The following is a 21,835-nucleotide window of genomic DNA, read 5'->3' as shown; positions in this document are numbered from 1 at the left end:
ACGCTCCGCGAGCGCCTCGCGCACCTCCAGGAGGCGGCGCCCGGGGTGTACGACCTGGACGAGCCCGCGGACGTGTACGGCGACCGGGTCGTGGCCGCCCTGGAGGCGCGGGTCGCCGCGCTGCTCGGCATGGAGGCCGCCGCGTTCTTCCCGACGGGCACCATGGCCCAGCAGGTGGCCCTGCGGTGCTGGGCGGCCCGTACCGGCAACCCCGTCGTCGCCCTGCACGCCCTCGGCCACCCCGAGCGGCACGAACGGCACGCGCTGAGCCAGGTCGCGGGGCTGCGGCCGATGATCCTGACGACCGAGCACCGGCCGCCCACGGCCGCGGAGGTCGCGGAGTTCCCCGAGCCCCTCGGCACGCTCATGCTCGAACTCCCCCTGCGGGACGCCGGGTTCCTCCTGCCGACCTGGGAGGAGCTGACGGATACCGTCGAGGTGGCGCGCGAACGGGACGCGGTGGTGCACTTCGACGGCGCGCGCCTGTGGGAGTCCACCGTCCGTCTCGGCCGCCCGCTGGAGGAGATCGCGGGCCTGGCCGACAGCGTCTACGTGTCGTTCTACAAGTCCCTCGGCGGCTTCGGCGGTGCCGCGCTCGCCGGTCCCGCGAGCCTGATCGAGGAGGCCCGCACCTGGCGGCACCGCTACGGCGGCAACATCTTCCAGCAGTTCCCGACCGCCCTCTCCGCCCTCGTCGGCCTGGACCGCGAACTCCCCCGTCTGCCGGAGTACGTCCACCACGCGCGCGTGGTCGCCACCGCCCTGCGCGAGGGCTTCGCCGCGGCCGGGCTCCCCTGGGCCCGCGTCCACCCCGAGGAGCCGCACACCCACGAGTTCCAGGTCTGGCTGCCGTACGACCCCGACACGGCCGCGGAGGCGGCGGTGCGCCAGGCCGAGGAGACGGGGACGATGCTCTTCGCCAACGGCTGGGACACGGCGGGACCGGGCCTCGCCGTCACCGAGGTGACGGTGGCGGAGGCGGGCCTCGACTGGACCCCGGAGGACGTGAAGCGGGCGGTGGTGGAGTTCGCGGAGCGGGTGCGGCCGCCGAAGGACTGACCGCCCCGGGACCTACGGCCTCCGGGACCGACGCCCCCGCCACCCGGCCGACGCGGCGCGCAGGAGCGCCAGGTATCCGCTGCCCGGAGCAGGCGGTTCGGGGGCGGCGTGCGAGCGGGCGCGGTAGGCGTCGAACAGGTGCTGCTGGGTGATGCTCATGGGGCTCCGCCTCTCGGGACGTGGACCGGCCCCACGCTGCTCCCCCGCCCACGTCCCGTCCCGTCGATTGACGGCCCGCGTCAATCGACCGCCGAGCCGCCGGAGGCACAGGGCACGATGGGCGCCATGAGCGTGACGATCGACATCGACGGGCTGCCCGCGGAGCGGATCACCGCCGTGCCCTCGCCGTTGGCGGAGCTGGGGATGGCGCTGCACGCCCTCAGCGAGACCGGCCACCATCCCCAGCTGCACGGCTGGGCGACCGGGGTGAGCGGACGCCTGGAGGCGTGTCTGGCGGACCGGCTGTGCGAGGGGGAGTTCCTGTGGCGGACGTCGATCGCGGACATCTTCTGGCCGTTCGCCGCGATTCCCGGGCGGCGGACTCTCCCGGGAGCCACGCTCCTGGACGAGCTGGAGCTGCTCGACAAGCTGACGGACGACCAGTTCGTACTGGCGGCGACCGAGTTCAGCTGCATGCCCTACCGGCACACCCGGCCGGAGGCGAGTCCGCTCACCGATCCGGAGGCCCGCTGCCGCGCCCTGGAGCTGGCGGCCGCGCGCGGGGCGCGCCAGGAGCGGTTCACACGGCGGCTCCTGGACGACCCGCCCGCCGTACGCGCCTGGTTCCGCAGGCTGGTGCTCGACTGCGAGGAGGCCTTCTTCGCGGACCTCTGGGCGCGCACCCAGAACCAGCTGGCGGCGGACGCCCGGCACCGCACCGAACTGCTGCGGCACAAGGGAGCCACCGAGGCCCTCTCCTCGCTGTCCAACGCGATCACGGTCGACGAGGAGGCGCGCACCGTCACGGTCGACAAGCTCCTGGTGGGCCGCACCTCCACCGGCGACGGCGGCCTGGTCCTCGTCCCGACCGGCATCGGCTGGCCGCACGTCCTGGTCCTGCACCGGCACGGCTGGCAGCCCGTGATCATCTACCCGGCCCAGGCGTCCCGCCCGCAGGCCCCCAGCGTCGAACAGCTCACCCGCCGTCTGGAGGCCCTCGCCCACCCGACCCGGCTGCGGCTGTGCCGCCATCTCGCGCGCGGCCCGCACAGCACCGGCGAACTGGCCGACGCGCACGGCATGTCCGCGCCGGAGATCTCCCGCCACCTGGCCGTGCTGAAGAAGGCCGAGCTGGTCACCAGCTGCCGAAGCGGCCGGTACGTACGGCACCAGCTGGACCTGTCGGCGGTGGCCCGGCTCGGCAGCGACTTCCTGGAGGGCGTCCTGCGCTGAAACGATCCTCCGCCGAAACGATCCGCCAGGACGCGCCCGCCCCCGCGCGTCCCCTCAGCCGTTCCCGCCCGCCCGCACCAGCCCCGTCTCGTACGCCAGCACGACCACCTGCACCCGGTCGCGCAGCCCGAGCTTGGTCAGGATGCGGCCCACATGGGTCTTCACGGTGGCCTCGGACAGGACCAGGCGCGCGGCGATCTCGCCGTTCGACAGCCCCTGCGCGACCAGGATCATGACCTCGCGCTCGCGGTCGGTCAGGCGGCCCAGCTCCTTGTGCCGGGGCTGCGGTCCGGCGGCGGGCAGCATCGGCGCGAAACGGTCCAGCAGCCGGCGGGTGGTCGAGGGGGCCACCACCGCGTCGCCGCTGTGCACCGCGCGGATCGCGCTCAGCAGCTCGGCCGGGGGCACGTCCTTGAGCATGAAGCCGGAGGCGCCCGCCTTGAGCCCGGAGAAGGCGTACTCGTCCAGGTCGAAGGTGGTCAGGATGAGCACCTTCGGCGGGTCGGGCTCCAGACAGATCCGCCGGGTGGTCTCCACGCCGTCCAGCTTGGGCATCCGCACGTCCATGAGGACCACGTCGACCTCGGTGGCGCGCAGCACCTGGAGCGCCTCCACGCCGTCGCCCGCCTCCGCGACGACCTCCATGTCCGGCTGGGCGGCGAGCACCATCCGGAACCCGGTGCGCAGCAGCACCTGGTCGTCGACGAGCATCACGCGGATCGTCATGGGTCCTCTTCCGGTTTCGGTTCGGTCGGTGTGCACGGTTCGGTCGGCGTACACAGGGGCGTACGACGGGATCAGTGCGCCGGTTTGAGCGGCAGCAGCGCACTGATGCGGAAGCCGCCGCCCGGCCGGGGTCCGGCGTCCAGGGTGCCCCCGACCATGCCGATCCGCTCGCGCATGCCGATCAGCCCGTGTCCCTGGCCGTCGGCGCCGCCCTCCTCGTACAGCTCGTGCGGGGCGCCCTTGCCGTCGTCCTCGACCAGCAGGCCGAGCCCGTCGTCGAAGTAGACGAGCCGCACGCTGGCGCCCGCCTCGGGGCCGCCGTGCTTGCGCGTGTTGGTCAGCGCCTCCTGCACGATGCGGTACGCGGTCAGCTCGACCCCGCTGGGCAGCGGGCGCGGGGTGCCCTCGATCCTGAAGTCCACCGGGAGGCCCGCGCTGCGGCACTGCTCGACCAGGTCGTCGATCTGGCCGACGTCGGGCTGGGGGACGTACTCCCCGCTCTCCTGGTGCTCCCCGGTGCGCAGCACGCCCAGCAGGCGGCGCATCTCGGCGAGGGCCTGGCGGCCGGTGGAGGAGATCGTCTCCAGGGCCTTCTTGGCCTGGTCGGGGGCGGCGTCGAGGACATAGGCGGCGCCGTCGGCCTGGACCACCATGACGGACACGTTGTGCGCGACCACGTCGTGCAGCTCGCGCGCGATCCGGGCGCGCTCGGCGGCCACCGCGACCTTGGACTGCGCCTCGCGCTCCCTCTCCAGGCGCGCCGCGCGCTCCTCCAGCTGGGCGAAGTAGGCGCGCCGGGTGCGCATGGAGTCGCCCAGCACCCAGGCGAGCGCGAACGGCACCGTCTGGAACACGGCGAGCGCGACCTGCCCGAGCCCGCTGGTGTGCTCGTTCGGCCAGCGCACCTGCGCCAGCGAGGCCGCGACCAGACTGCCCGCGAGCGAGAGCCGGGAGGCCCAGCGCGCGCCGGTCGCGGCGACCGTGTACGTGATGACCAGCATCGCGAAGTCGGCGGCGACCGGCTGGACGTCCAGGATCAGCTGGACCACTCCGGTGGCGAGCACCACAAGGAGCATCATCTCGGGCAGCCGTCGGCGCAGGGCCAGGACCGCGCACAGGACCACGGAGACGGCCCAGGCCGCGGCGTAGGAGCCGTGGTGGCCCGGGGTGCCGTCCATGTTCACGACGCTCACGCCGGAGAGCCCGAGCAGGACGACGGCCCAGAAGCAGTCGACCCATGTCGGGTGGCGACGGAGGAAGTCATAGAGGCGCTGCACGTAACCCAGAGTAGGTAGCGGGGACGTGACCGGGGTCAGCCGGAGGGGCGATCCGTACGCGATACGTGTACGCCGCAAGGTGGATGCCGTGGCCCTGGGGCCAGGGACGGAGGACGCACTGGTCCTCCGGACCGATGTCCGCCGCCGGTCCGGCCGCCTAGGCTCGGGGCCGCCAGGCAAGGACGATCCACCCGAGTCCCAGGAGACATCGTGATCGCAGTGACCGGCGCCACCGGCAATGTAGGACGCGCCCTCGTCGAACGGCTCGTCGCCGCCGGTGAACCTGTGCGGGCGCTGACCCGCGACCCGGAACGCGCCGATCTCCCCGGTGGAGCCGAAGTGGTCCGCTTCCGGCCGGACGATCCGGGCGCCGTGTTCGACGGGGTGACCGGGCTCTTCCTCTACGTCCAGGCCGGGGGCGGCGACCTCCCGGGCCTGCTCGCCGCCGCGCGCGAGGCGGGCGTACGGCACGTCGTGCTGCTCTCCTCCGGAATCGTCGGCGGGAGCGCTGACGACGAGAGCCACCCCATCCACGTCATGCACGCCACGGCCGAGCGGCAGGTCCGCGACAGCGGGCTCACCTGGACGTTCCTGCGCCCCAACGCGTTCGCCACCAACTCCCTCCAGTGGGCCCCGCAGCTCCACGAGGGCGACACCGTGCGCGGGGTCTTCGCGGACATGCTCACGGCACCCATCCACGAGGACGACATCGCCGCCGTGGCCGAACGCGCGCTGCTCGACGACGGCCATGAAGGCGCCGTACACCGCCTGACCGGGCCGGAGGCGACCACCAACACCGACCTGATCGCCGCGATCGGCCGGGCGACCGGCCGCGAGCTGACCTTTGTGGAGGTGTCGCCCGAGCGGGCCGGGCCCGAGCTGTTCCCGCAGGCCCCGCCGGAGTTCGTCCAGGCCCTGCTGGAGAGCTTCGCCGCCACGGTCGGCGTGGACCCGGAGATCACCGGCACGGTGGAGAAGGTCACCGGCACACCGGCCCGCACCTTCGGGCGGTGGGCCGAGGACCACGCGGCGGACTTCCGGAAGGGCTGATCCCGACGGGGACCTAGGCTGTTCCGATGACGAAGGAACCCGGCGCGGAGAACGAGTGGCGCGGCTGGCGGGCGGCCACCGAGGAGGCCCTGTACGGCCCCGGCGGCTTCTACCGGCGTCCCGAGGGCCCCGCCGGACACTTCCGCACCTCCGTGCACGCCTCGCCGCTGTTCGCGGCGGCGGTGGCCCGGCTGCTGTGCCGGGTGGACGAGGCGCTGGGGCGCCCTGAGCGGCTGGACTTCGCGGACCTCGGGGCGGGGCGCGGCGAACTCGTCACCGGGGTCCTCGCCGCCCTGCCCGCCGACGTGGCGGCCCGTACGCGCGCGTACGCCGTCGAACTCGCGGACCGCCCGGCGGACCTGGACGAACGGATCGACTGGCGGGACGAACTGCCGGAGTCGCTGACCGGGCTGCTGTTCGCCAACGAATGGCTGGACAACGTCCCCGTGGACGTGGCCGAGACGGACCCGGCGGGCGTGCCCCGGCACGTCCTGGTCGCCCCGGACGGCACCGAGCAGCTCGGCCACCCGGTCGACGGTCCTGCGGCCGACTGGCTGGCCCGCTGGTGGCCGCTGCCCGCCGAGCCGGGTGCGCGGGCGGAGATCGGGCTACCCCGTGACCTGGCCTGGGCGGCGGCCGTGCGCCGGATCGAGCGGGGTCTCGCGGTGGCCGTGGACTACACCCACACCCTCGGCGCACGCCCCCCGTTCGGCACCCTCACCGGCTTCCGGGAGGGCCGGGAGGCGGCCCCGGTCCCTGACGGGTCCTGCGACATCACGGCGCATGTGGCGCTGGACGCGTGCGCGGCGGCCGGAGCCGAAGCCTCCACCGGAGCCGCCCCCCGCCTGCTCACCCAGCGCGAGGCCCTCCGCGCCCTGGACGTGACCGGCGCACGCCCCCCGCTCACGCTGGCCACCGCGGACCCCGTCGGCTACGTCCGCGCCCTCGCGCGCGCCGGGGAGGCCGCCGAACTCACCGCGACGGGCGGCCTCGGGGACTTCGGCTGGCTCCTCCAGCCGGTGGGCCTGGACGCAACTCCCCTGTAGCGGCGCCTACTTGTCGATGTCTCCCACCACGAAGAACATCGACCCCAGGATCGCCACCATGTCCGCCACCAGCGTCCCCGGCAGCAGCTCGGCGAGCACCTGGATGTTGTTGTACGACGCCGAGCGCAGCTTGAGCCGGTACGGCGTCTTCTCGCCCTTGCTGACCAGGTAGTAGCCGTTGATGCCGAGCGGGTTCTCGGTCCAGGCGTAGGTGTGGCCCTCGGGCGCCTTGAGCACCTTGGGCAGCCGCTGGTTGACCGGGCCGGGCGGCAGCTCCGCGAGCCGGTCCAGACAGGCGTCCGCGAGGTCGAGGGCGTTGTGGGTCTGCTCAAGGAGGACCTCGAAGCGGGCCAGGCAGTCGCCCTCGGTGCGGGTGACGACCTTGAGGGTGTCCTGGAGTTCGCCGTAGGCCAGGTACGGCTCGTCGCGGCGCAGGTCGAAGTCGACGCCGGAGGCGCGCGCGATGGGCCCGCTCACGCCGTAGGCGTGCACGGCCTCGGGCGCCAGCGCGCCCACGCCCCGCGTACGCCCCCGGAAGATCTCGTTGCCGAGCACCAGGTCGTCGAAGACGTCCATGCGGGAGCGCACGGCGGCGACGGCCTCGCGCGCGCGGCCGGTCCAGCCGTCGGTCAGGTCCTCCTTGAGACCGCCGACCCGGTTGAACATGTAGTGCATCCGGCCGCCGGAGACCTCCTCCATGACGTTCTGGAGCACCTCGCGCTCCCGGAACGCGTAGAAGACGGGCGTGATCCCGCCCAGCTCCAGCGGGTACGAGCCGAGGAACATCAGATGGTTGAGCACCCGGTTCAGCTCGGCGAGCAGCGTGCGGATCCACACCGCGCGCTCGGGCACCTCCATGCCGAGCATCCGCTCCACCCCGAGGACGACGCCCAGTTCGTTGGAGAACGCCGACAGCCAGTCGTGGCGGTTGGCGAGCATGATGATCTGGCGGTAGTCGCGGGCCTCGAAGAGCTTCTCGGCGCCGCGGTGCATGTAGCCGATCACCGGCTCGGCCTGCTGGATGCGCTCGCCGTCCAGCACGAGCCGCAGCCGGAGCACGCCGTGCGTGGACGGGTGCTGGGGGCCGATGTTGAGCACCATGTCGGTGCTCTCGGCGGCGCCGCCGATCCCGACCGTGGTCTGGGTCGCTGTCATGGTCCCAGTCTCTCCTACGCGCGCGTGCCCGGCGGAAACGGGCGAGCCCGGCGCTCCCTGGTCGGGAGGGCCGGGCTCGCGGGCCGTACGGCGCCGGTCAGGAGACCACGCTGCGCAGCCCCTGTACGTCGATGTGCTCCGTCTCGTCGTGCGCGGTCAGGTCGACGACCCGGCCGGCCTCGCCGGTGGCGGGCTTGTAGCCGGACTCCGCGTCCGCCTTGTGCAGCGCGAGCGCCTCCTGGCCGACGACGTCCGCCAGGTCCTCGTTCTGCACGCCGCCCAGGGCGGGCGTCGCGGTCTGCTTCTGGGTGCCGAAGAAGTCGAACCCGCCCTCGACGCCCGGACGCCGGGTGGGCTGGGGCGATACGACGGCCACGGCGGTCGGCACGGTGAAGTGGCCGTCCCGGCGGGCGTGGCGCGCGGAGGTGTGCGCCTCGACGGCGGGCTCGGGCGCGGGCGCGGTTTCAGGTGCGGCTTCGGCGCGGGTGTGGGTGTCGGGCTCGGCGTCGGGGGCGGTCTCGGGGGCCGTCACGGTGGTGGTGCCGGTCCCGCTCTCGGCCGCGCCGTCCGCCTGCGGGGCGGTGTCCGCGTTGGGTTCCGCATCGGCGGGCTCGGGCTCAACGGGCTCGGACGTCGGCGCCTCGGCCCGTATGGACTCGGCCTTCGCGGTTTCAGACTTGGTCTCGGCCTCGGCCTTCGCCGTCTCCCGCTCCCTCTCCCGGTCCCGGTCGAGCCGCGCCAGCGCCACCCCGGCCCGCCGGTACAGCTCCGCGCCCTCGGCGGAGAACGCCGAAGCGGCGGCCACCGCAGCGGACTCCGGACGGGACGCCTCCACGACCTCGGTCTCCGCCGGAGACTGAGGCTCCGTCGGCTCCGTCACCTCGGTCGGCTCCGTCGACTCCGCGACGGACACCGGCACTTCGGCCTCCGCGCCCGTCCCCGGCGGCAGCGCGAGCGTGTCGGCGGAGTCGCCCGCCTCCAGCTCCAGCAGCCGACGCCCCTCCAGGGCGCTCGCCCGCTCGGTCTCGGCCGTGGCGTACCGGCGCAGCAGCGAGGCGTGCTCGTTGCGCAGCCCGGCCAGCTCGGCGCGCTTGGCACGCAGCCGCCGCTCCAGCTTGGCGCGCAGCTCGCGGGCCTCCTCGAGGTCGGTCTCCAGTTCGGCGACGCGTTCCTCGAAGCGCCACTCGTCGCTGGCCCGCGCGCGCGTGAGGTCGGCGACCTGCTTGCCCGCCTGCGCGTCCCAGCGGTGCATCACGACGGCACCGGCGACGGCCGTCAGCGCGACGACGGCGGCCAGTGCCCGCGGCACCCCGGCACCGGCGAACACCCAGGGGCCCAGAGCGCAGACGACGGCGATTCCGGCGATCGCCGTGGAGGGCAGCAGCCGGTGCAGAGGCGGGGAATGACGATGGCGTCCACGTGGCATGGCCAGAAACTTACCGCGCGTAGGCGGCCCATGGACCCGGGTGGCCTAAAAATCCGGCCACCCGGCACGCGTCACAGAGTGTCAGGTTGTCCGGTTTCAGTGGTCGGCGAGCTGTTGGCTGAGCCACTGGAGGGTCGGCGGGATCTCCCGTCGCCAGGTGTTGAAGTTGTGGCCGCCGCTCTCCAGGATGATGGAGGAGATCCTGGTCCGGTCGGTGGCCCGTACCTCGTTGATGAAGTTCAGGGTCTCCTTGTAGTTGTGCTCGCCGACCCGGCTGCTGGTGACGAGCAGCGAGGTGTCGGGGGCCGGTTCGTGCTTGAGCAGCCAGTGCAGGTCGGCGTGATCGCGCAGGTTCCGGTCGCCGTGGAAGAGGTCGCCCGTGGTCGGGTCGATCGGCGCGGTGTAGTACGCGGAGAGCCCGGCACCGGCCGCGTAGGTGCCCGGGTGACGCATCGCCAGTTTCAGCGCGCAGTAGCCGCCGGTGGAGTCCCCGACGATGCCCCAGCTGGCCGCGTGCCTGCCCACGCGGTAGTGCGTGAGCACGGCCTCGGGCAGGTCCTTGGCGAAGAAGGTCTCGGTCTGCGGGCCCTTCGGCACGTCCACGCACTCGGTGTCGCGCGGCGGTGCGAGGGTCGGCCGCATCATCACGAGGATCATCGGCTGCATCCGGCCGTTCTTCGCCAGCTCCCGCGCGGTGCGCGGATAGTGCAGATTCGAGATCAGCGCCTGGGCGGTGCCCGGGTAGCCGGTCAGCACGACGGCGGCGGGGAAGGTACGGGTGCGGTACTGCGGCTGGAAGTATTCGGGCGGCAGATAGACGTACGCCGGGGTCGCCAGGTGCGAGGAGCGGCCGACGATGCTCACCTTCTGGATCTGGCCCGCCGTCCGCGGATTGGCGCTCGGGCCCGGACCGCCCTTCACCTGCGCGGTGGAGACGACCTGGAGCGGGCCGCCCGTACCGCTGTTGGTGGACTGGTCGATGACGATGCCCTGGTTGGTCTCCGTGCCGAGCAGGTCGGCCCAGCCCGCGTAGAAGCCGAACGCCTGGTTGGCGGCGAGGCCCAGGGAGCAGAGGAGCACGAACTGGGTGGCGAGGAGGAGCCCGGCACGGCCCGCGAGGGTACGCCAGTTCGACCGCGCGAGCCGGGGCCAGAGCCACAGCGTCGCGCCGAAGAACGCGACGGCGAACACGACCGCCAACAGCAGCAGTTTGTTACTCGTGAGACCCATGGACTGATTTCCTGTCTGCGTCCTGGCCCCCGGCCACCACGCTTCGTCGAGTGGTCTTGCCCAGGGCTTTCCTTGACCTTTGACCCGGCTTTCCGAAGAGGAGTGAACCTCTGAGACCGGCACACCGTCCTAGAAGGCGCAATGTGGCCGGATGCCCCGATCGGCACCGGGATTCAAGGTCTCTCGCAGAACTACGGGATGCGATGTCTGTCAGGATAGATGGGGAAAAGTCAGGTCAGGTTCCGGCCCGACCGAGGCGGGCGCCGCGGCTTCCGCGCGGTCCGCGCCCGGAGGCCGTTCCCGTCCTGACGGGCCGGGCGTGTGCCCTCGTGGGCGTCGTGGACATCGCCGCGGGGGTGTTCCCGCGCTTCCGTCACAGCCGTATGCACGCCCTCGCCGAGGTGCTGCCCGGCTCCTTCGGGCCGTTCGCTGCGGCGCTCTCGCTCAGCGCGGGTGTGCTTCTGCTGCTGCTCGGACACGGGCTCAAACGGCGCAAGCGACGGGCCTGGCGGGCCGCCGTCGCGCTGCTGCCCGCGGGCGCCGTCGCCCAGTTCCTGTACCGGCACTCGCTCATCGGCATGTTCATCTCGCTCGTGCTGTTCACGGTGCTGCTCTGCTACCGCCGCGAGTTCGCCGCGCTGCCCGACCCGCGCAGCCGCTGGTGGGCGCTGGCCAACTTCGTGCTCATGAGCGCTGGTTCCGTCGCCCTCGGACTGGTCATCGTCAGCGTCCACCCCGGCCGCACGATCGGCGACCCGAGCGTGGCCGACCGGCTGACACACGTCGTCTACGGCCTGTTCGGCTTCGAGGGCCCGGTGAGCTACCAGGGCAGTACCTCCTGGACGGTCGCCTTCTCGCTCGGCGCGCTCGGCTGGCTGACCGCCGCCACCACCAGCTATCTCGCCTTCCGCCCGGAACACCCGGCCGCCCGCCTCACCGAGGAGGACGAGACCCGGCTGCGCGCCCTCCTGGAGCGGCACGGCCGCCGCGACTCCCTCGGCCACTTCGCGCTCCGCCGCGACAAGGCCGTCGTCTTCTCCCCGAGCGGCAAGGCCGCCGTCACCTACCGCGTCGTCTCCGGCGTGATGCTGGCCAGCGGCGACCCGATCGGCGACGTCGAGGCGTGGCCCGGCGCCATCGAGCGCTTCATGGACGTCGCCAAGGCCCACTCCTGGGCCCCGGCCGTCATGGGCTGCTCGGAGACGGGCGGCGAGGTGTGGACCCGCGAGACCGGCCTCGACGCCCTGGAGCTGGGCGACGAGGCGGTGGTCGACGTGGCGGATTTCTCGCTCGCCGGACGCGCGATGCGCAACGTGCGCCAGATGGTCAAGCGCATCGAGCGGGCCGGCTACGAGACCCGGGTACGGCGGGTGCGTGACCTGGGCGAGGCCGAGCTGGAGCGCGTCCGCCGCGCGGCGGAGGACTGGCGCGGCACCGACACCGAGCGCGGCTTCTCCATGGCGCTCGGCCGCATCGGCGACCCCGCCGACGGCGACTGCCTGATCGCCACCGCCCACAAGCAGGACGAGGCGCCCGGACCCTACGGCGACCTCAAGGCGATCCTGCACTTCGTGCCCTGGGGCACCGACGGCGCCTCGCTCGACCTGATGCGCCGCGACCGCTCCGCCGACCCCGGCATGAACGAACTCCTCATCGTCGCCGCCCTCCAGGCCGCGCCCCGCTTCGGCATCACCCGGGTCTCGCTCAACTTCGCGATGTTCCGCTCCGCCCTCGCGCGCGGCGAGAAGATCGGCGCGGGCCCGGTGCTGCGCGCCTGGCGCGGGCTCCTGGTGTTCCTCTCGCGCTGGTTCCAGATCGAGTCGCTGTACAAGTTCAACGCCAAGTTCCAGCCGCGCTGGGAGCCCCGCTTCCTGGTCTACCGCGCCTCCGCCGACCTGCCCCGCATCGGCTTCGCCGCCATGCAGGCGGAGGGCTTCGTCAACCTCGCGCTGCCCCTGCCGCGCTTTCTGCGGGGCCGCCGGGCCACCACCCCCCGGCCCTGCGGACACGCGGCCGCCGAACACGACGTACGCGCCGCCTGACCGGCACCGCGCACGCCCTTCCGAGCCCGTACGACGGCCCGGACCGGGACACGGCTCCTCTCACAGGGCCGCCCGGTCCGGGCCGTCGCGCGAACCGGGCTGCCTCAGGGGCCTACGCTGAACGTATGAACAACCACAGCGGACGCGGCCGGGTGGCGGGCCTGCCGGAATGGGACCGGTGCGCCGTCATGGGGGTCGTCAACGTGACCCCCGACTCCTTCTCCGACGGCGGCCGCTGGTTCGACACGACCACCGCCGTCAAGCACGGCCTCGACCTGGTGGCCGAGGGCGCCGACCTGGTCGACGTGGGCGGCGAGTCCACCCGCCCCGGCGCCACCCGGGTCGACGAGGCGGAGGAGCTGCGCCGGGTCATCCCCGTGGTGCGCGGCCTGGCCGCCGAGGGCGTCGTCGTCTCCGTGGACACCATGCGCGCCTCGGTCGCCGAGCAGTCCCTCGCGGCGGGCGCCGCACTCGTCAACGACGTCAGCGGCGGCCTCGCCGACCCCGCGATGCTCCCGGTGGTCGCCGCCGCCGGGGCCCCCTTCGTGGTGATGCACTGGCGCGGCCTGCTGGCGGGCGGCAACGTCCGGGGGCAGTACGCCGACGTCGTCACCGAGGTCGTGGACGAGCTGCGCGCGCGGGTGGGCGCCGTCCTCGCGGCCGGTGTCGCCCCGGACCGGATCGTCGTCGACCCGGGCCTCGGCTTCTCCAAGGACGCCGACGACGACCTCGCGCTCCTCGCCCATCTGGACCGGCTGCGCGCGCTCGGCCATCCGCTGCTCGTCGCCGCCTCCCGCAAGCGCTTCCTCGGCCATGTGCTGGCCGGACCCGACGGTGTCACCCCGCCCGCCCGCGAGCGCGACGCGGCCACCGCCGCCGTCTCCGCGCTGGCCGCCCAGGCGGGCGCCTGGGCGGTACGGGTGCACGAGGTGCGCGCCACGGCCGACGCCGTGCGCGTGGCCCGGGCGGTCGAGGCGGCCCGGGAACCCCGGGAACTCCGGGAACACTGCCCCGCGACCGGTACGCCGTCGGAAGGAGCGCGGTGAGCGCGCCGCATCTGGACGTCGAACAGGTCTCCGCCGCCAACACCGCCTTCTACGAGGCGCTGGAGCGCGGCGACTTCGAGGAACTGGCCGGTCTCTGGCTCACCCCCGCCGACCTCGGCGTGGACGAGGAGTACCACGACCCCGCCGACGCGGGCGTGATCTCCTGCGTGCACCCGGGCTGGCCGGTGCTGACCGGGCGCGGCGAGGTCCTCAGGTCGTACGCGCTGATCATGGCGAACACCGACTACATCCAGTTCTTCCTGACCGACGTGCACGTCTCCGTCACCGGCGACACGGCGCTGGTCACCTGCACCGAGAACATCCTCAGTGGGGGTCCGGCCCCGGAGGAGGGCGAGGAGCTGGGCCCGCTGGTCGGCCAGCTGGTCGTCGCCACCAACGCCTTCCGGCGCACCCCGGCCGGCTGGAAGCTCTGGTCGCACCACGCCTCCCCGGTGCTCGCCGGAGCCGATGACGACGAGGACGAGGACAACGGCTCGAACCCGGACGACGACGGCACCCTGGCCTGAACACCGGGCGGGAGTGGTTGGAATCACCCTCGCCCGGGTAGGTGCGGTCACCAGTCGGCGGCGCGGCCGGAATTCACCGGGTTCCCTCCCTGTGAACGATCCCGGCCGGGCACCGGCCGACACCCCGTGGCCCGGTCATGCCGGTGCCCGCAGGTAGATTCGTCCAAGGCCGGTGCGCCGCCCGCTCGCGGCACCGACCGGCCGTTCCCGACGATTGCAGGAGTGATTCGCGTGGATCGTGTCGCGCTGCGCGGCCTGAAGGCCCGCGGGCACCACGGCGTGTTCCCCAGGGAGCGCGAGGAGGGCCAGACCTTCATCGTGGACCTCGTCCTCGGCCTGGACACCCGGCCGGCCGCGGCCGACGACGACCTGGCGAAGACCGTGCACTACGGCCTCGTGGCCGAGGAGGTCGTGGCCGTCGTCGAGGGCGAGCCGGTGAACCTCATCGAGACCCTCGCCGAGCGGATCGCCCAGACCTGCCTGAAGCACGACGCGGTACAAGAGGTCGAGGTGTGCGTCCACAAGCCGGACGCGCCGATCACCGTGCCCTTCGACGACGTGACCGTCACCATCCTCCGGAGCCGAGCATGACCCGACCTTTCGCCCAGGGTCAGAGCGACCCGACCGTCCAGCCGGTCCCCGCGTCCGTCGTCCAGAAGGTGGACGAGGCCGACTCGACCCTGCACAACCCCCAGTGGGCCGTGCTCTCCCTCGGCGCCAACCTGGGCAACCGTCTGGAGACGCTCCAGGCCGCCGTGGACGCCTTCGAGGACACCCCGGGCGTCCGCGTGAAGGCCGTCTCCCCGGTGTACGAGACGGAGCCGTGGGGCGTCGAGCCCGGCAGCCAGCCCGCGTACTTCAACGCGGTCGTCCTGCTGAAGACCACCCTGCCCCCGTCCTCCCTGCTGGAGCGGGCGCACGCCGTGGAGGACGCCTTCCACCGGGTCCGCGACGAGCGCTGGGGCCCGCGCACCCTGGACGTGGACATCGTCACCTACGCCGGTGTCACCTCCGACGACCCCGAGCTGACCCTCCCCCACCCGCGCGCCCACGAGCGGGCCTTCGTCCTCGCCCCCTGGCACGACGTGGACCCGGTGGCCGAACTGCCGGGCCGGGGCGCGGTGGCCGCACTGCTGTCGGCCGTGACCCGCGAGGGCGTCGCTCCCCGCGCGGATCTGGAACTCCGACTGCCCGAGTAGTCGTTAAGGTCGGGGACGACCACGGCCCGGGACCGGTCCGGGGGGAGCTGAAGGGACACCGTGAAACAGCTGCGCATCAGGGTGCTGGCCGGCGTGTTCGTCGCGGCCGGCGTCCTGTCCTGGGCGGGCGCCCGCCTGTGGAACTCGCTCGGGACGCTGCCCGGCGTGCCGCTGGCCGCCCCCATCGTCCTCGCGTTGATCGCCGTGGTGCTGTTCGCCACGGCGATCTCCCTGCGCGGCCGTTTCAAGGCCCAGCGCGAGCGCCGCCCGGACGCCAAGGGCGTCGACCCGATGATGGCCGCCCGCGCGGTCGTCTTCGGCCACGCCAGCGCCCTGGTCGCCGCCCTCGTCTCCGGCATCTACGGCGGCACGGGCGTCTTCCTGCTGGAGCTCCTCGACCTCCCGGCCCGCCGCGACCAGGCCATCTACGCCGGTTTCGCGGTCCTCGCCGGTATCGCCGTCATAGCGGCGGCCGTCTTCCTGGAGCGCGTCTGCCGCCTCCCGGAGGACGACGACAACCACAACGGCCGCCCCCACCCGGCGGCCTGACGGCCCACCGGGCCGGGCGGGACCCGGCCCGGGGCCGGTCTCAGCGCGCCATGATGAGGCTCATCGCCTCGTTGCGGGTCGCCGCGTCCCGCAGCTGGCCGCGCACCGCCGAGGTGATGGTCTTCGCGCCCGGCTTGCGGATGCCCCGCATCGACATGCACATGTGCTCGCACTCCACGACCACGATGACGCCCCGGGGCTCGAGTATCTCCATCAGGGAGTCCGCGATCTGCGTGGTGAGACGTTCCTGCACCTGCGGCCTGCGGGCGTAGACGTCCACCAGGCGGGCCAGCTTGGACAGGCCGGTGATCTTCCCGGAGACCGAGGGGATGTAGCCGACGTGGGCCACGCCCCGGAACGGCACCAGATGGTGCTCACAGGTGCTGTAGACCTCGATGTCCTTCACCAGGACCATCTCGTCGTGCCCCAGGTCGAACGTCGTCGTCAGCACGTCCTCGGGCTTCTGCCACAGCCCCGCGAAGATCTCCCGGTACGCCCGCGCCACCCGACCCGGGGTCTCCTTCAGCCCCTCGCGGTCCGGGTCCTCGCCGATCGCCATCAGCAGCTCGCGGACCGCGTTCTCGGCGCGCTTCTCGTCGAACTCGCCGACGGTGCCGTCTCCGGCCAGCGTCACGGGGTCGGTCATCTGTTGCCTCGTTCCTGTACGTCTCGCCCGCGCGGACATGGCGAAATGCCGCGCCCCCCAGGCTAGAACCCGGGGGGCGCGGCATACATTCCGGCCAGGTGGCCGAAGGGTCAGCTGTCGGTGCGGTCCTCGGGGGACTGCTCCGTGACCGGGGCCGACTCGGCGGCCGTGGACTTGATCGTGCTGATCGCGGCCGTGGCGCCGTTCGCACCGTTGGTCAGTGCCAGCTCCTTGGGGGAGAGCACCGGCGGGCGGGTGGAGGGCGTACGACGCGAGGAGCCGGTCCACGCGGGCCGCGGCGGGCGCTTGTGGATCGAGGCGAAGATCTCGGCGATCTCCTCCTTGCCCAGGGTCTCCTTCTCCAGGAGGGCCAGGACCAGGTTGTCGAGCACGTCGCGGTTCTCGACCAGGATCTCCCACGCCTCGTTGTGCGCGGTCTCGATGAGCTTCTTGACCTCTTCGTCCACCAGCGCGGCGACCTCTTCCGAGTAGTCGCGCTGGTGAGCCATCTCACGGCCCAGGAACGGCTCGCTGTTGTCGCCGCCGAACTTGATGGCGCCGAGCCGCTCGGTCATGCCGTACTGGGTGACCATCGCGCGGGCCACGTTGGTGGCCTTCTCGATGTCGTTCGCGGCGCCGGTGGTCGGGTCGTGGAAGACCAGTTCCTCCGCCGCCCGGCCGCCCAGCATGTAGGCGAGCTGGTCGAGCATCTCGTTGCGCGTGGTCGAGTACTTGTCCTCGTCCGGGAGCACCATCGTGTAGCCCAGGGCGCGGCCCCGGGACAGGATCGTGATCTTGTGGACGGGGTCGGAGTTCGGCGAGGCCGCCGCGACCAGGGCGTGACCGCCCTCGTGGTACGCGGTGATCTTCTTCTCCTTGTCCGACATGATCCGGGTCCGCTTCTGCGGGCCCGCGACCACACGGTCGATCGCCTCGTCCAGCGCCTTGTTGTCGATCAGACGCTGGTCGCTGCGGGCGGTGAGCAGCGCGGCCTCGTTCAGCACGTTCGCGAGGTCGGCACCGGTCATGCCCGGCGTACGGCGGGCCACGGCGGCCAGGTCGACGTCGGGCGCGACCGGCTTGCCCTTCTGGTGGACCTTGAGGATCTCCAGGCGGCCCTGGAGGTCCGGCGGGTCGACCGCGATCTGCCGGTCGAAACGGCCGGGACGCAGCAGCGCCGGGTCCAGGATGTCGGGCCGGTTCGTGGCGGCGATCAGGATGACGCCGCCCTTCACGTCGAAGCCGTCCATCTCGACGAGCAGCTGGTTCAGCGTCTGCTCGCGCTCGTCGTGACCACCGCCGAGGCCGGCGCCGCGGTGGCGGCCGACCGCGTCGATCTCGTCGACGAAGACGATCGCCGGGGCGTTCGCCTTGGCCTGCTCGAACAGGTCGCGGACGCGGGAGGCGCCCACACCGACGAACATCTCGACGAAGTCGGAGCCGGAGATCGAGTAGAACGGCACCCCGGCCTCACCGGCGACGGCGCGCGCGAGGAGCGTCTTGCCGGTACCGGGGCGGCCGTACAGCAGCACACCCTTGGGGATCTTGGCGCCGACGGCCTGGAACTTGGCCGGCTCCTGGAGGAACTCCTTGATCTCCTGGAGCTCCTCGACCGCCTCGTCGCAGCCCGCGACGTCGGCGAACGTGGTCTTCGGCGTGTCCTTGGTGATGAGCTTCGCCTTGGACTTGCCGAAGTTCATGACCCGGGAGCCGCCGCCCTGCATCTGATTCATCAGGAACAGGAAGACGACCACGATCAGGACGAAGGGCAGCAGCGAGAGCAGGACACCGACGAACGGGTTCTGCTTCGAGGGCGAGACCGTGTAGCCCTTCGCGATCTGCTTGTCCTGGTACTTGTTCTGCAGCGTCTGGGCGATGGCCACGCCCTGGTCGCCGATGTAGCTCGCCTGGATCTTCGAGCTGTCCTCGATCTTGACGCCGGGCTTGAGGTTGACCTTGATGGTCTGCTCGTCACCGGTGGTGACCTTGGCCGACTCGACCTTGTTGTCGTTGATCGCGGCGACGACCTGGCCTGTGTCCACCGTCTTGTAGCCGCCGGACTGGCCGACGACCGTCATCAACACGACCACGGCAAGGACGGCCAGCACGATCCACATGACCGGCCCACGGAAGTATCGCTTCACGTCCATCCATACGGAGCGGTGCCGCCCCGTCCCTCCTGCCATAGTGAGTTTGATAAGACAGTTCTTCTGACGGTACCCCAGCATGGACGCCCGCAGCCGCACGGAGCGGTGCGGACGGACTGTGGTCCGCCTCTCCTTGCTCCAACGGCGCGAGGCCCGCCGGGGTTCCCGATCTCCGGCCGAGCTGATCCGCTCGGGTCAGCCGCCGTAGACGTGGGGCGCGAGCGTACCGACGAACGGCAGGTTGCGGTACTTCTCGGCGTAGTCGAGGCCGTAGCCCACGACGAACTCGTTGGGGATGTCGAAGCCGACCCACTCGACGTCGATGGCGACCTTGGCCGCCTCGGGCTTGCGCAGCAGCGTGCACACCTTGAGGGAGGCGGGCTCGCGCGAGCCGAGGTTCGAGATCAGCCAGGACAGGGTCAGGCCGGAGTCGATGATGTCCTCGACGATCAGGACGTGACGGCCCTTGATGTCGGTGTCGAGGTCCTTGAGGATGCGGACCACGCCGGAGGACTGGGTGCCCGCTCCGTAGGAGGACACGGCCATCCAGTCCATGGTGACGGGGGTGGACAGCGCCCGGGCGAGGTCCGCCATCACCATCACCGCGCCCTTGAGGACACCGACGATGAGCAGGTCCTTGCCCGCGTACTCCGCGTCGACCTTCGCGGCCAGCTCCGCCAGCTTCGCGTCGATCTCTTCCTTGGTGATGAGCACCGACTTGAGGTCCGCACCCATGTCTTTCGCGTCCACCCGCATCACTTTCGGTCGTCCCGCACTTACGGCCGCACTGTGGCGACCGGCGGCCCCGGCCCGTCGAGAGGATCGCTCCCGGGCCGGAACTCAGCCTTGCCGAATCACCAGTCTGCCACCCTGACGCTGGGCGACGACCTTGCCGGGCAGGTTGATGGCCCCCTGACCGCGCCATCCGGTGATCAGACGGTCGACTTCCTCGATGTGCCGGGCGAAGAGGGAACCGGCCGGAGCGCCCGCCTCGATGGCCGCCCGGCGCAGCACCCGGCGGCGCACGGCGGGGGGCAGCGCGTAGAGCTTGGCGCACTCCAGACGGCCCGCCGCGTCGCGCACGGAGGACTCGGCCTGCCCGGCCCAGGCGTCGAGGGCGTCGGCGTCGTCGCGGGAGAGCTGGGCGGTGCGGGCGAGGGCCTCCACGACGCCCTTGCCGAGCGCCTTCTCCAGCGCGGGCAGGCCCTCGTGGCGCAGCCGGGAGCGGGTGTAGGCCGGGTCGGTGTTGTGCGGGTCGTCCCAGACCGGCAGCGACTGGACCAGGCAGGCCTTGCGGGCGGTCTGCCGGTCCAGTTGGAGGAAGGGGCGCCGGTAACGGCCGCCGGCCCCCGAGACCGCGGCCATTCCGGACAGGGAGCGGATGCCGGAGCCGCGGGCGAGGCCGAGCAGGACGGTCTCGGCCTGGTCGTCGCGGGTGTGGCCGAGCAGGACGGCGGCGGCGCCGTGGCGTTCGGCGACGGCGTCCAGCGCGGCGTACCGGGCGTCGCGGGCGGCGGCCTCGGGGCCGCCCTCGCGACCGACGGAGACGGCGACGGACTCGACGGGATCGAGGCCCAGCTCGCGCAGGCGCAGGACGACCTCGTCGGCGCGCAGCCCGGAGCCCTCCTGGAGTCCGTGGTCCACGGTGACGCCGCCGGCGCGCACGCCGAGACGGGGGGCCTCGAAGGCGAGGGCGGAGGCGAGGGCCATGGAGTCGGCGCCGCCGGAGCAGGCGACGAGCACGAGGGGGGCGGCCGGGTCGGCGGGCGGGCCCTGATCGCGGGCGGTCCGGCCGGCCGGCGCGAGGGCGGTGGCCGCCTCGGGGCGGCGGCTGTGTTCGGTGATGACGTCGTGCAGTACGCGGCGGACCGCCAGGCGTATCGCCGCGACCGCGGGGTGGGGCCCCATGTCCGGTTCCCTTCATGGAGTTTCGGGAGTGAGCCCGGGTTCGGTCACTCAGAGTGCGTCGATGGTGACAGAAGCGGGCCCTTCCCCGAGCATCGCACGCCTACGCATGGCTGACGGTCCCTCGGACGGGTGATAGGAACGGCGTCCGCCTGCCGTGTTCCTGCCGTCCGTTCGAGGGAGTTCATGGTGGTGTGCGCGGTCGGCTACGCGGTCCTGCCGTGCACGCGGGCGACCCAGTCGGCCGGTTTGGCGATCTCCGCCTTGGTGGGCAGCGTGTTGGGCGAGGTCCACACGCGGTTGAAGCCGTCCATGCCGACCTCGCCGACGACGGCGCGTACGAAGCGTTCGCCGTCGCGGTACTGGCGCAGCTTGGCGTCCAGGCCGAGGAGTTTGCGCAGGGCGAGGTCGAGGTGGGAGGCGCCCTTGGCGCGGCGCTGCTGGAACTTCTCGCGGATCTCGGCGACGGACGGCACCACGTCGGGGCCGACGCCGTCCATGACGAAGTCGGCGTGGCCCTCCAGGAGGGACATCACGGCGGTGAGACGGGCGAGGATCTCGCGCTGGGCGGGGGTCTGGACGAGGTCCACCAGGGAGCGGCCGCCGTCGTCCTCCTCGCCCTCGGGGCGGCCGCCCGCGAGGGACTGGGCGGCGTCGCGGACGCGTTCGAGGAAGGTCACCGGGTCGACGTCGGTCTCCGCGAGGAAGGACTGGATCTCGCCCTCCAGGTGGTCGCGGAGCCAGGGCACGGCCGTGAACTGGGTGCGGTGGGTCTCCTCGTGCAGACACACCCACAGCCTGAAGTCGTGGGGCTCCACGTCGAGTTCGCGCTCGACGTGGACGATGTTCGGCGCGACGAGCAGCAGCCTGCCCCCGCCGGGGGCGCCGGACGCGGGCAGGTCGGTGGTGGCGGGGGCGAAGGTCTCGTACTGCCCGAGGACGCGCGAGGACAGGAACGACAGCAGCATCCCCAGCTCGACGCCGGTCACCTTGCCGCCTACGGCGCCGAGTACGGCGTTGCCCGGGTTGTTGCCCCGCCGCTCCTGCATCTTCTCCAGCAGGGGGCGCAGGATCTCCCGGAACCCGGCGACGTTGGCCCGCACCCAGCCGGGCCGGTCGACCACGAGCACCGGGGTGTCGTGCACGTCCTCGGTCCCCATACGAGTGAAGCCCCGGACGTGCGCCTCCGAGGCCTTCGCGTGCCGCCGCAACTCCGCGACCACGGCCCGCGCCTCGTCCCGGCTCACCTCCGGCCCGGGCCGCACGAGCCGAGTCGCGGTCGCCACCGCGAGGTTCCAGTCGACCATCCCGGAAGATGCGGTCCCACCGAAGCTCGTCATGCGTCAACGGTACGTGAGCGGGGGCCCTCCGGGCAGGCTGTACGGGGGCTCTGCGCGGGGTGCGTGTGAGTGC

The 21,835-nt window shown here is 72.5% G+C and carries 21 protein-coding genes; 10 read left to right on the top strand and 11 right to left on the bottom strand.

What is annotated here, in order from left to right; genetic code table 11:
- Nucleotides 1–1,059 (top strand): beta-eliminating lyase-related protein (locus GTW40_RS20280; protein WP_161181615.1); only part of this gene is annotated, 1,059 nt, incomplete at its 5' end.
- Between the two features lie 12 nt (nucleotides 1,060–1,071).
- Here the strand turns inward: GTW40_RS20280 and GTW40_RS32755 are convergent.
- The gene (locus tag GTW40_RS32755) at nucleotides 1,072–1,218 is read right to left on the bottom strand and encodes a hypothetical protein (RefSeq protein ID WP_202486170.1); all 147 of its coding nucleotides are present in this window, start codon (nucleotides 1,216–1,218) and stop codon (nucleotides 1,072–1,074) included.
- A 126-nt stretch (nucleotides 1,219–1,344) separates the two neighbouring features.
- Here GTW40_RS32755 and GTW40_RS20275 point away from each other — a divergent pair, with 126 nt between their 5' ends.
- A complete protein-coding gene (locus GTW40_RS20275) occupies nucleotides 1,345–2,451 on the top strand; it encodes a DUF5937 family protein (protein ID WP_161181614.1) in 1,107 nt (368 codons plus the stop codon).
- Nucleotides 2,452–2,505: 54 nt separating this feature from the next.
- On the opposite strand, the gene GTW40_RS20270 is transcribed toward GTW40_RS20275, so the two are convergent.
- Nucleotides 2,506–3,177, bottom strand: a complete 672-nt coding sequence (locus GTW40_RS20270) for a response regulator transcription factor (RefSeq protein ID WP_161181613.1) — start codon at nucleotides 3,175–3,177, stop codon at nucleotides 2,506–2,508.
- 71 nt (nucleotides 3,178–3,248) lie between these two features.
- Entirely contained in the window at nucleotides 3,249–4,454 is a 1,206-nt protein-coding gene (locus GTW40_RS20265) for a sensor histidine kinase (protein WP_161181612.1), read from the bottom strand.
- Between the two features lie 210 nt (nucleotides 4,455–4,664).
- Between GTW40_RS20265 and GTW40_RS20260 the strand changes: the two genes are divergently transcribed.
- Nucleotides 4,665–5,504 (top strand): NAD(P)H-binding protein, encoded by an 840-nt coding sequence (locus GTW40_RS20260; protein WP_161181611.1) that lies wholly within the window; start codon nucleotides 4,665–4,667, stop codon nucleotides 5,502–5,504.
- Nucleotides 5,505–5,530: 26 nt separating this feature from the next.
- Entirely contained in the window at nucleotides 5,531–6,550 is a 1,020-nt protein-coding gene (locus tag GTW40_RS20255; RefSeq protein WP_161181610.1) for an SAM-dependent methyltransferase, read from the top strand.
- 6 nt (nucleotides 6,551–6,556) lie between these two features.
- Here GTW40_RS20255 and GTW40_RS20250 read toward each other — a convergent pair whose 3' ends face one another.
- From GTW40_RS20250 to GTW40_RS20240, 3 genes are all read right to left on the bottom strand, one after another.
- Nucleotides 6,557–7,705: an NADH-quinone oxidoreductase subunit D gene (locus GTW40_RS20250; RefSeq protein WP_161181609.1), complete on the bottom strand. Its 1,149-nt coding sequence runs from the start codon at nucleotides 7,703–7,705 to the stop codon at nucleotides 6,557–6,559.
- 97 nt (nucleotides 7,706–7,802) lie between these two features.
- Complete coding sequence (locus GTW40_RS20245) at nucleotides 7,803–9,131, bottom strand: hypothetical protein (RefSeq protein WP_161181608.1); 1,329 nt, start codon at nucleotides 9,129–9,131, stop codon at nucleotides 7,803–7,805.
- Between the two features lie 96 nt (nucleotides 9,132–9,227).
- Nucleotides 9,228–10,361 (bottom strand): alpha/beta hydrolase-fold protein, encoded by a 1,134-nt coding sequence (locus GTW40_RS20240; protein ID WP_161181607.1) that lies wholly within the window; start codon nucleotides 10,359–10,361, stop codon nucleotides 9,228–9,230.
- A gap of 203 nt (nucleotides 10,362–10,564) precedes the next feature.
- Here GTW40_RS20240 and GTW40_RS20235 point away from each other — a divergent pair, with 203 nt between their 5' ends.
- The 6 genes from GTW40_RS20235 (at nucleotide 10,565) to GTW40_RS20210 (ending at nucleotide 15,724) form a co-directional block, all read left to right on the top strand.
- A complete protein-coding gene (locus GTW40_RS20235) occupies nucleotides 10,565–12,403 on the top strand; it encodes a phosphatidylglycerol lysyltransferase domain-containing protein (RefSeq protein ID WP_161181606.1) in 1,839 nt (612 codons plus the stop codon).
- 125 nt (nucleotides 12,404–12,528) lie between these two features.
- Nucleotides 12,529–13,449, top strand: a complete 921-nt coding sequence (folP, locus tag GTW40_RS20230) for a dihydropteroate synthase (protein WP_161181605.1) — start codon at nucleotides 12,529–12,531, stop codon at nucleotides 13,447–13,449.
- Nucleotides 13,446–13,976 carry a nuclear transport factor 2 family protein gene (locus tag GTW40_RS20225; protein ID WP_161181604.1) on the top strand — a complete coding sequence of 177 codons (531 nt, stop codon included), beginning with the start codon at nucleotides 13,446–13,448 and terminating at the stop codon, nucleotides 13,974–13,976. Before folP ends, GTW40_RS20225 begins: the two co-directional genes overlap by 4 nt.
- 231 nt (nucleotides 13,977–14,207) lie before the next feature.
- The gene (folB, locus tag GTW40_RS20220; RefSeq protein ID WP_161181603.1) at nucleotides 14,208–14,567 is read left to right on the top strand and encodes a dihydroneopterin aldolase; all 360 of its coding nucleotides are present in this window, start codon (nucleotides 14,208–14,210) and stop codon (nucleotides 14,565–14,567) included.
- A complete protein-coding gene (gene folK, locus GTW40_RS20215; protein WP_161181602.1) occupies nucleotides 14,564–15,175 on the top strand; it encodes a 2-amino-4-hydroxy-6-hydroxymethyldihydropteridine diphosphokinase in 612 nt (203 codons plus the stop codon). Before folB ends, folK begins: the two co-directional genes overlap by 4 nt.
- A 60-nt stretch (nucleotides 15,176–15,235) precedes the next feature.
- Nucleotides 15,236–15,724 (top strand): DUF3180 domain-containing protein, encoded by a 489-nt coding sequence (locus tag GTW40_RS20210; RefSeq protein WP_161181601.1) that lies wholly within the window; start codon nucleotides 15,236–15,238, stop codon nucleotides 15,722–15,724.
- Between the two features lie 40 nt (nucleotides 15,725–15,764).
- Here the strand turns inward: GTW40_RS20210 and folE are convergent, their stop codons facing one another.
- The 5 genes from folE to GTW40_RS20185 all read right to left on the bottom strand — a co-directional run bounded on the left by folE (nucleotide 15,765) and on the right by GTW40_RS20185 (nucleotide 21,729).
- The gene (gene folE / locus GTW40_RS20205; RefSeq protein WP_161181600.1) at nucleotides 15,765–16,370 is read right to left on the bottom strand and encodes a GTP cyclohydrolase I FolE; all 606 of its coding nucleotides are present in this window, start codon (nucleotides 16,368–16,370) and stop codon (nucleotides 15,765–15,767) included.
- A 110-nt stretch (nucleotides 16,371–16,480) separates the two neighbouring features.
- Nucleotides 16,481–18,520 (bottom strand): ATP-dependent zinc metalloprotease FtsH, encoded by a 2,040-nt coding sequence (ftsH, locus tag GTW40_RS20200; protein WP_161181599.1) that lies wholly within the window; start codon nucleotides 18,518–18,520, stop codon nucleotides 16,481–16,483.
- A 192-nt stretch (nucleotides 18,521–18,712) separates the two neighbouring features.
- Nucleotides 18,713–19,273 (bottom strand): hypoxanthine phosphoribosyltransferase, encoded by a 561-nt coding sequence (hpt, locus tag GTW40_RS20195; protein WP_161181598.1) that lies wholly within the window; start codon nucleotides 19,271–19,273, stop codon nucleotides 18,713–18,715.
- A gap of 84 nt (nucleotides 19,274–19,357) precedes the next feature.
- Complete coding sequence (gene tilS, locus GTW40_RS20190) at nucleotides 19,358–20,425, bottom strand: tRNA lysidine(34) synthetase TilS (RefSeq protein WP_161181597.1); 1,068 nt, start codon at nucleotides 20,423–20,425, stop codon at nucleotides 19,358–19,360.
- Between the two features lie 203 nt (nucleotides 20,426–20,628).
- On the bottom strand, nucleotides 20,629–21,729 hold the full coding sequence (locus GTW40_RS20185) for a zinc-dependent metalloprotease (RefSeq protein ID WP_161181616.1): 1,101 nt from the start codon (nucleotides 21,727–21,729) through the stop codon (nucleotides 20,629–20,631).
- Between the last annotated feature and the right edge of the window lie 106 nt (nucleotides 21,730–21,835).

The organism is Streptomyces sp. SID4985, assembly GCF_009863025.1.
Taxonomy (GTDB): domain Bacteria; phylum Actinomycetota; class Actinomycetes; order Streptomycetales; family Streptomycetaceae; genus Streptomyces.
This window is presented reverse-complemented; position numbering and strand designations above follow the sequence as displayed.

What these genes read in the sequence shown, in the direction of transcription:
- GTW40_RS20270 (WP_161181613.1), bottom strand. Translation starts at nt 3,177, where the DNA reads ATGACGATCCGCGTGATGCTCGTCGACGACCAGGTGCTGCTGCGCACC.
- ftsH (WP_161181599.1), bottom strand. Translation starts at nt 18,520, where the DNA reads ATGGACGTGAAGCGATACTTCCGTGGGCCGGTCATGTGGATCGTGCTG.
- folE (WP_161181600.1), bottom strand. Translation starts at nt 16,370, where the DNA reads ATGACCGACCCCGTGACGCTGGCCGGAGACGGCACCGTCGGCGAGTTC.
- GTW40_RS20250 (WP_161181609.1), bottom strand. Translation starts at nt 7,705, where the DNA reads ATGACAGCGACCCAGACCACGGTCGGGATCGGCGGCGCCGCCGAGAGC.
- tilS (WP_161181597.1), bottom strand. Translation starts at nt 20,425, where the DNA reads ATGGGGCCCCACCCCGCGGTCGCGGCGATACGCCTGGCGGTCCGCCGC.
- GTW40_RS32755 (WP_202486170.1), bottom strand. Translation starts at nt 1,218, where the DNA reads ATGAGCATCACCCAGCAGCACCTGTTCGACGCCTACCGCGCCCGCTCG.
- GTW40_RS20185 (WP_161181616.1), bottom strand. Translation starts at nt 21,729, where the DNA reads ATGGTCGACTGGAACCTCGCGGTGGCGACCGCGACTCGGCTCGTGCGG.
- GTW40_RS20255 (WP_161181610.1), top strand. Translation starts at nt 5,531, where the DNA reads ATGACGAAGGAACCCGGCGCGGAGAACGAGTGGCGCGGCTGGCGGGCG.
- GTW40_RS20240 (WP_161181607.1), bottom strand. Translation starts at nt 10,361, where the DNA reads ATGGGTCTCACGAGTAACAAACTGCTGCTGTTGGCGGTCGTGTTCGCC.
- hpt (WP_161181598.1), bottom strand. Translation starts at nt 19,273, where the DNA reads ATGCGGGTGGACGCGAAAGACATGGGTGCGGACCTCAAGTCGGTGCTC.
- GTW40_RS20235 (WP_161181606.1), top strand. Translation starts at nt 10,565, where the DNA reads ATGTCTGTCAGGATAGATGGGGAAAAGTCAGGTCAGGTTCCGGCCCGA.
- GTW40_RS20275 (WP_161181614.1), top strand. Translation starts at nt 1,345, where the DNA reads ATGAGCGTGACGATCGACATCGACGGGCTGCCCGCGGAGCGGATCACC.
- folP (WP_161181605.1), top strand. Translation starts at nt 12,529, where the DNA reads ATGAACAACCACAGCGGACGCGGCCGGGTGGCGGGCCTGCCGGAATGG.
- GTW40_RS20245 (WP_161181608.1), bottom strand. Translation starts at nt 9,131, where the DNA reads ATGCCACGTGGACGCCATCGTCATTCCCCGCCTCTGCACCGGCTGCTG.
- folK (WP_161181602.1), top strand. Translation starts at nt 14,564, where the DNA reads ATGACCCGACCTTTCGCCCAGGGTCAGAGCGACCCGACCGTCCAGCCG.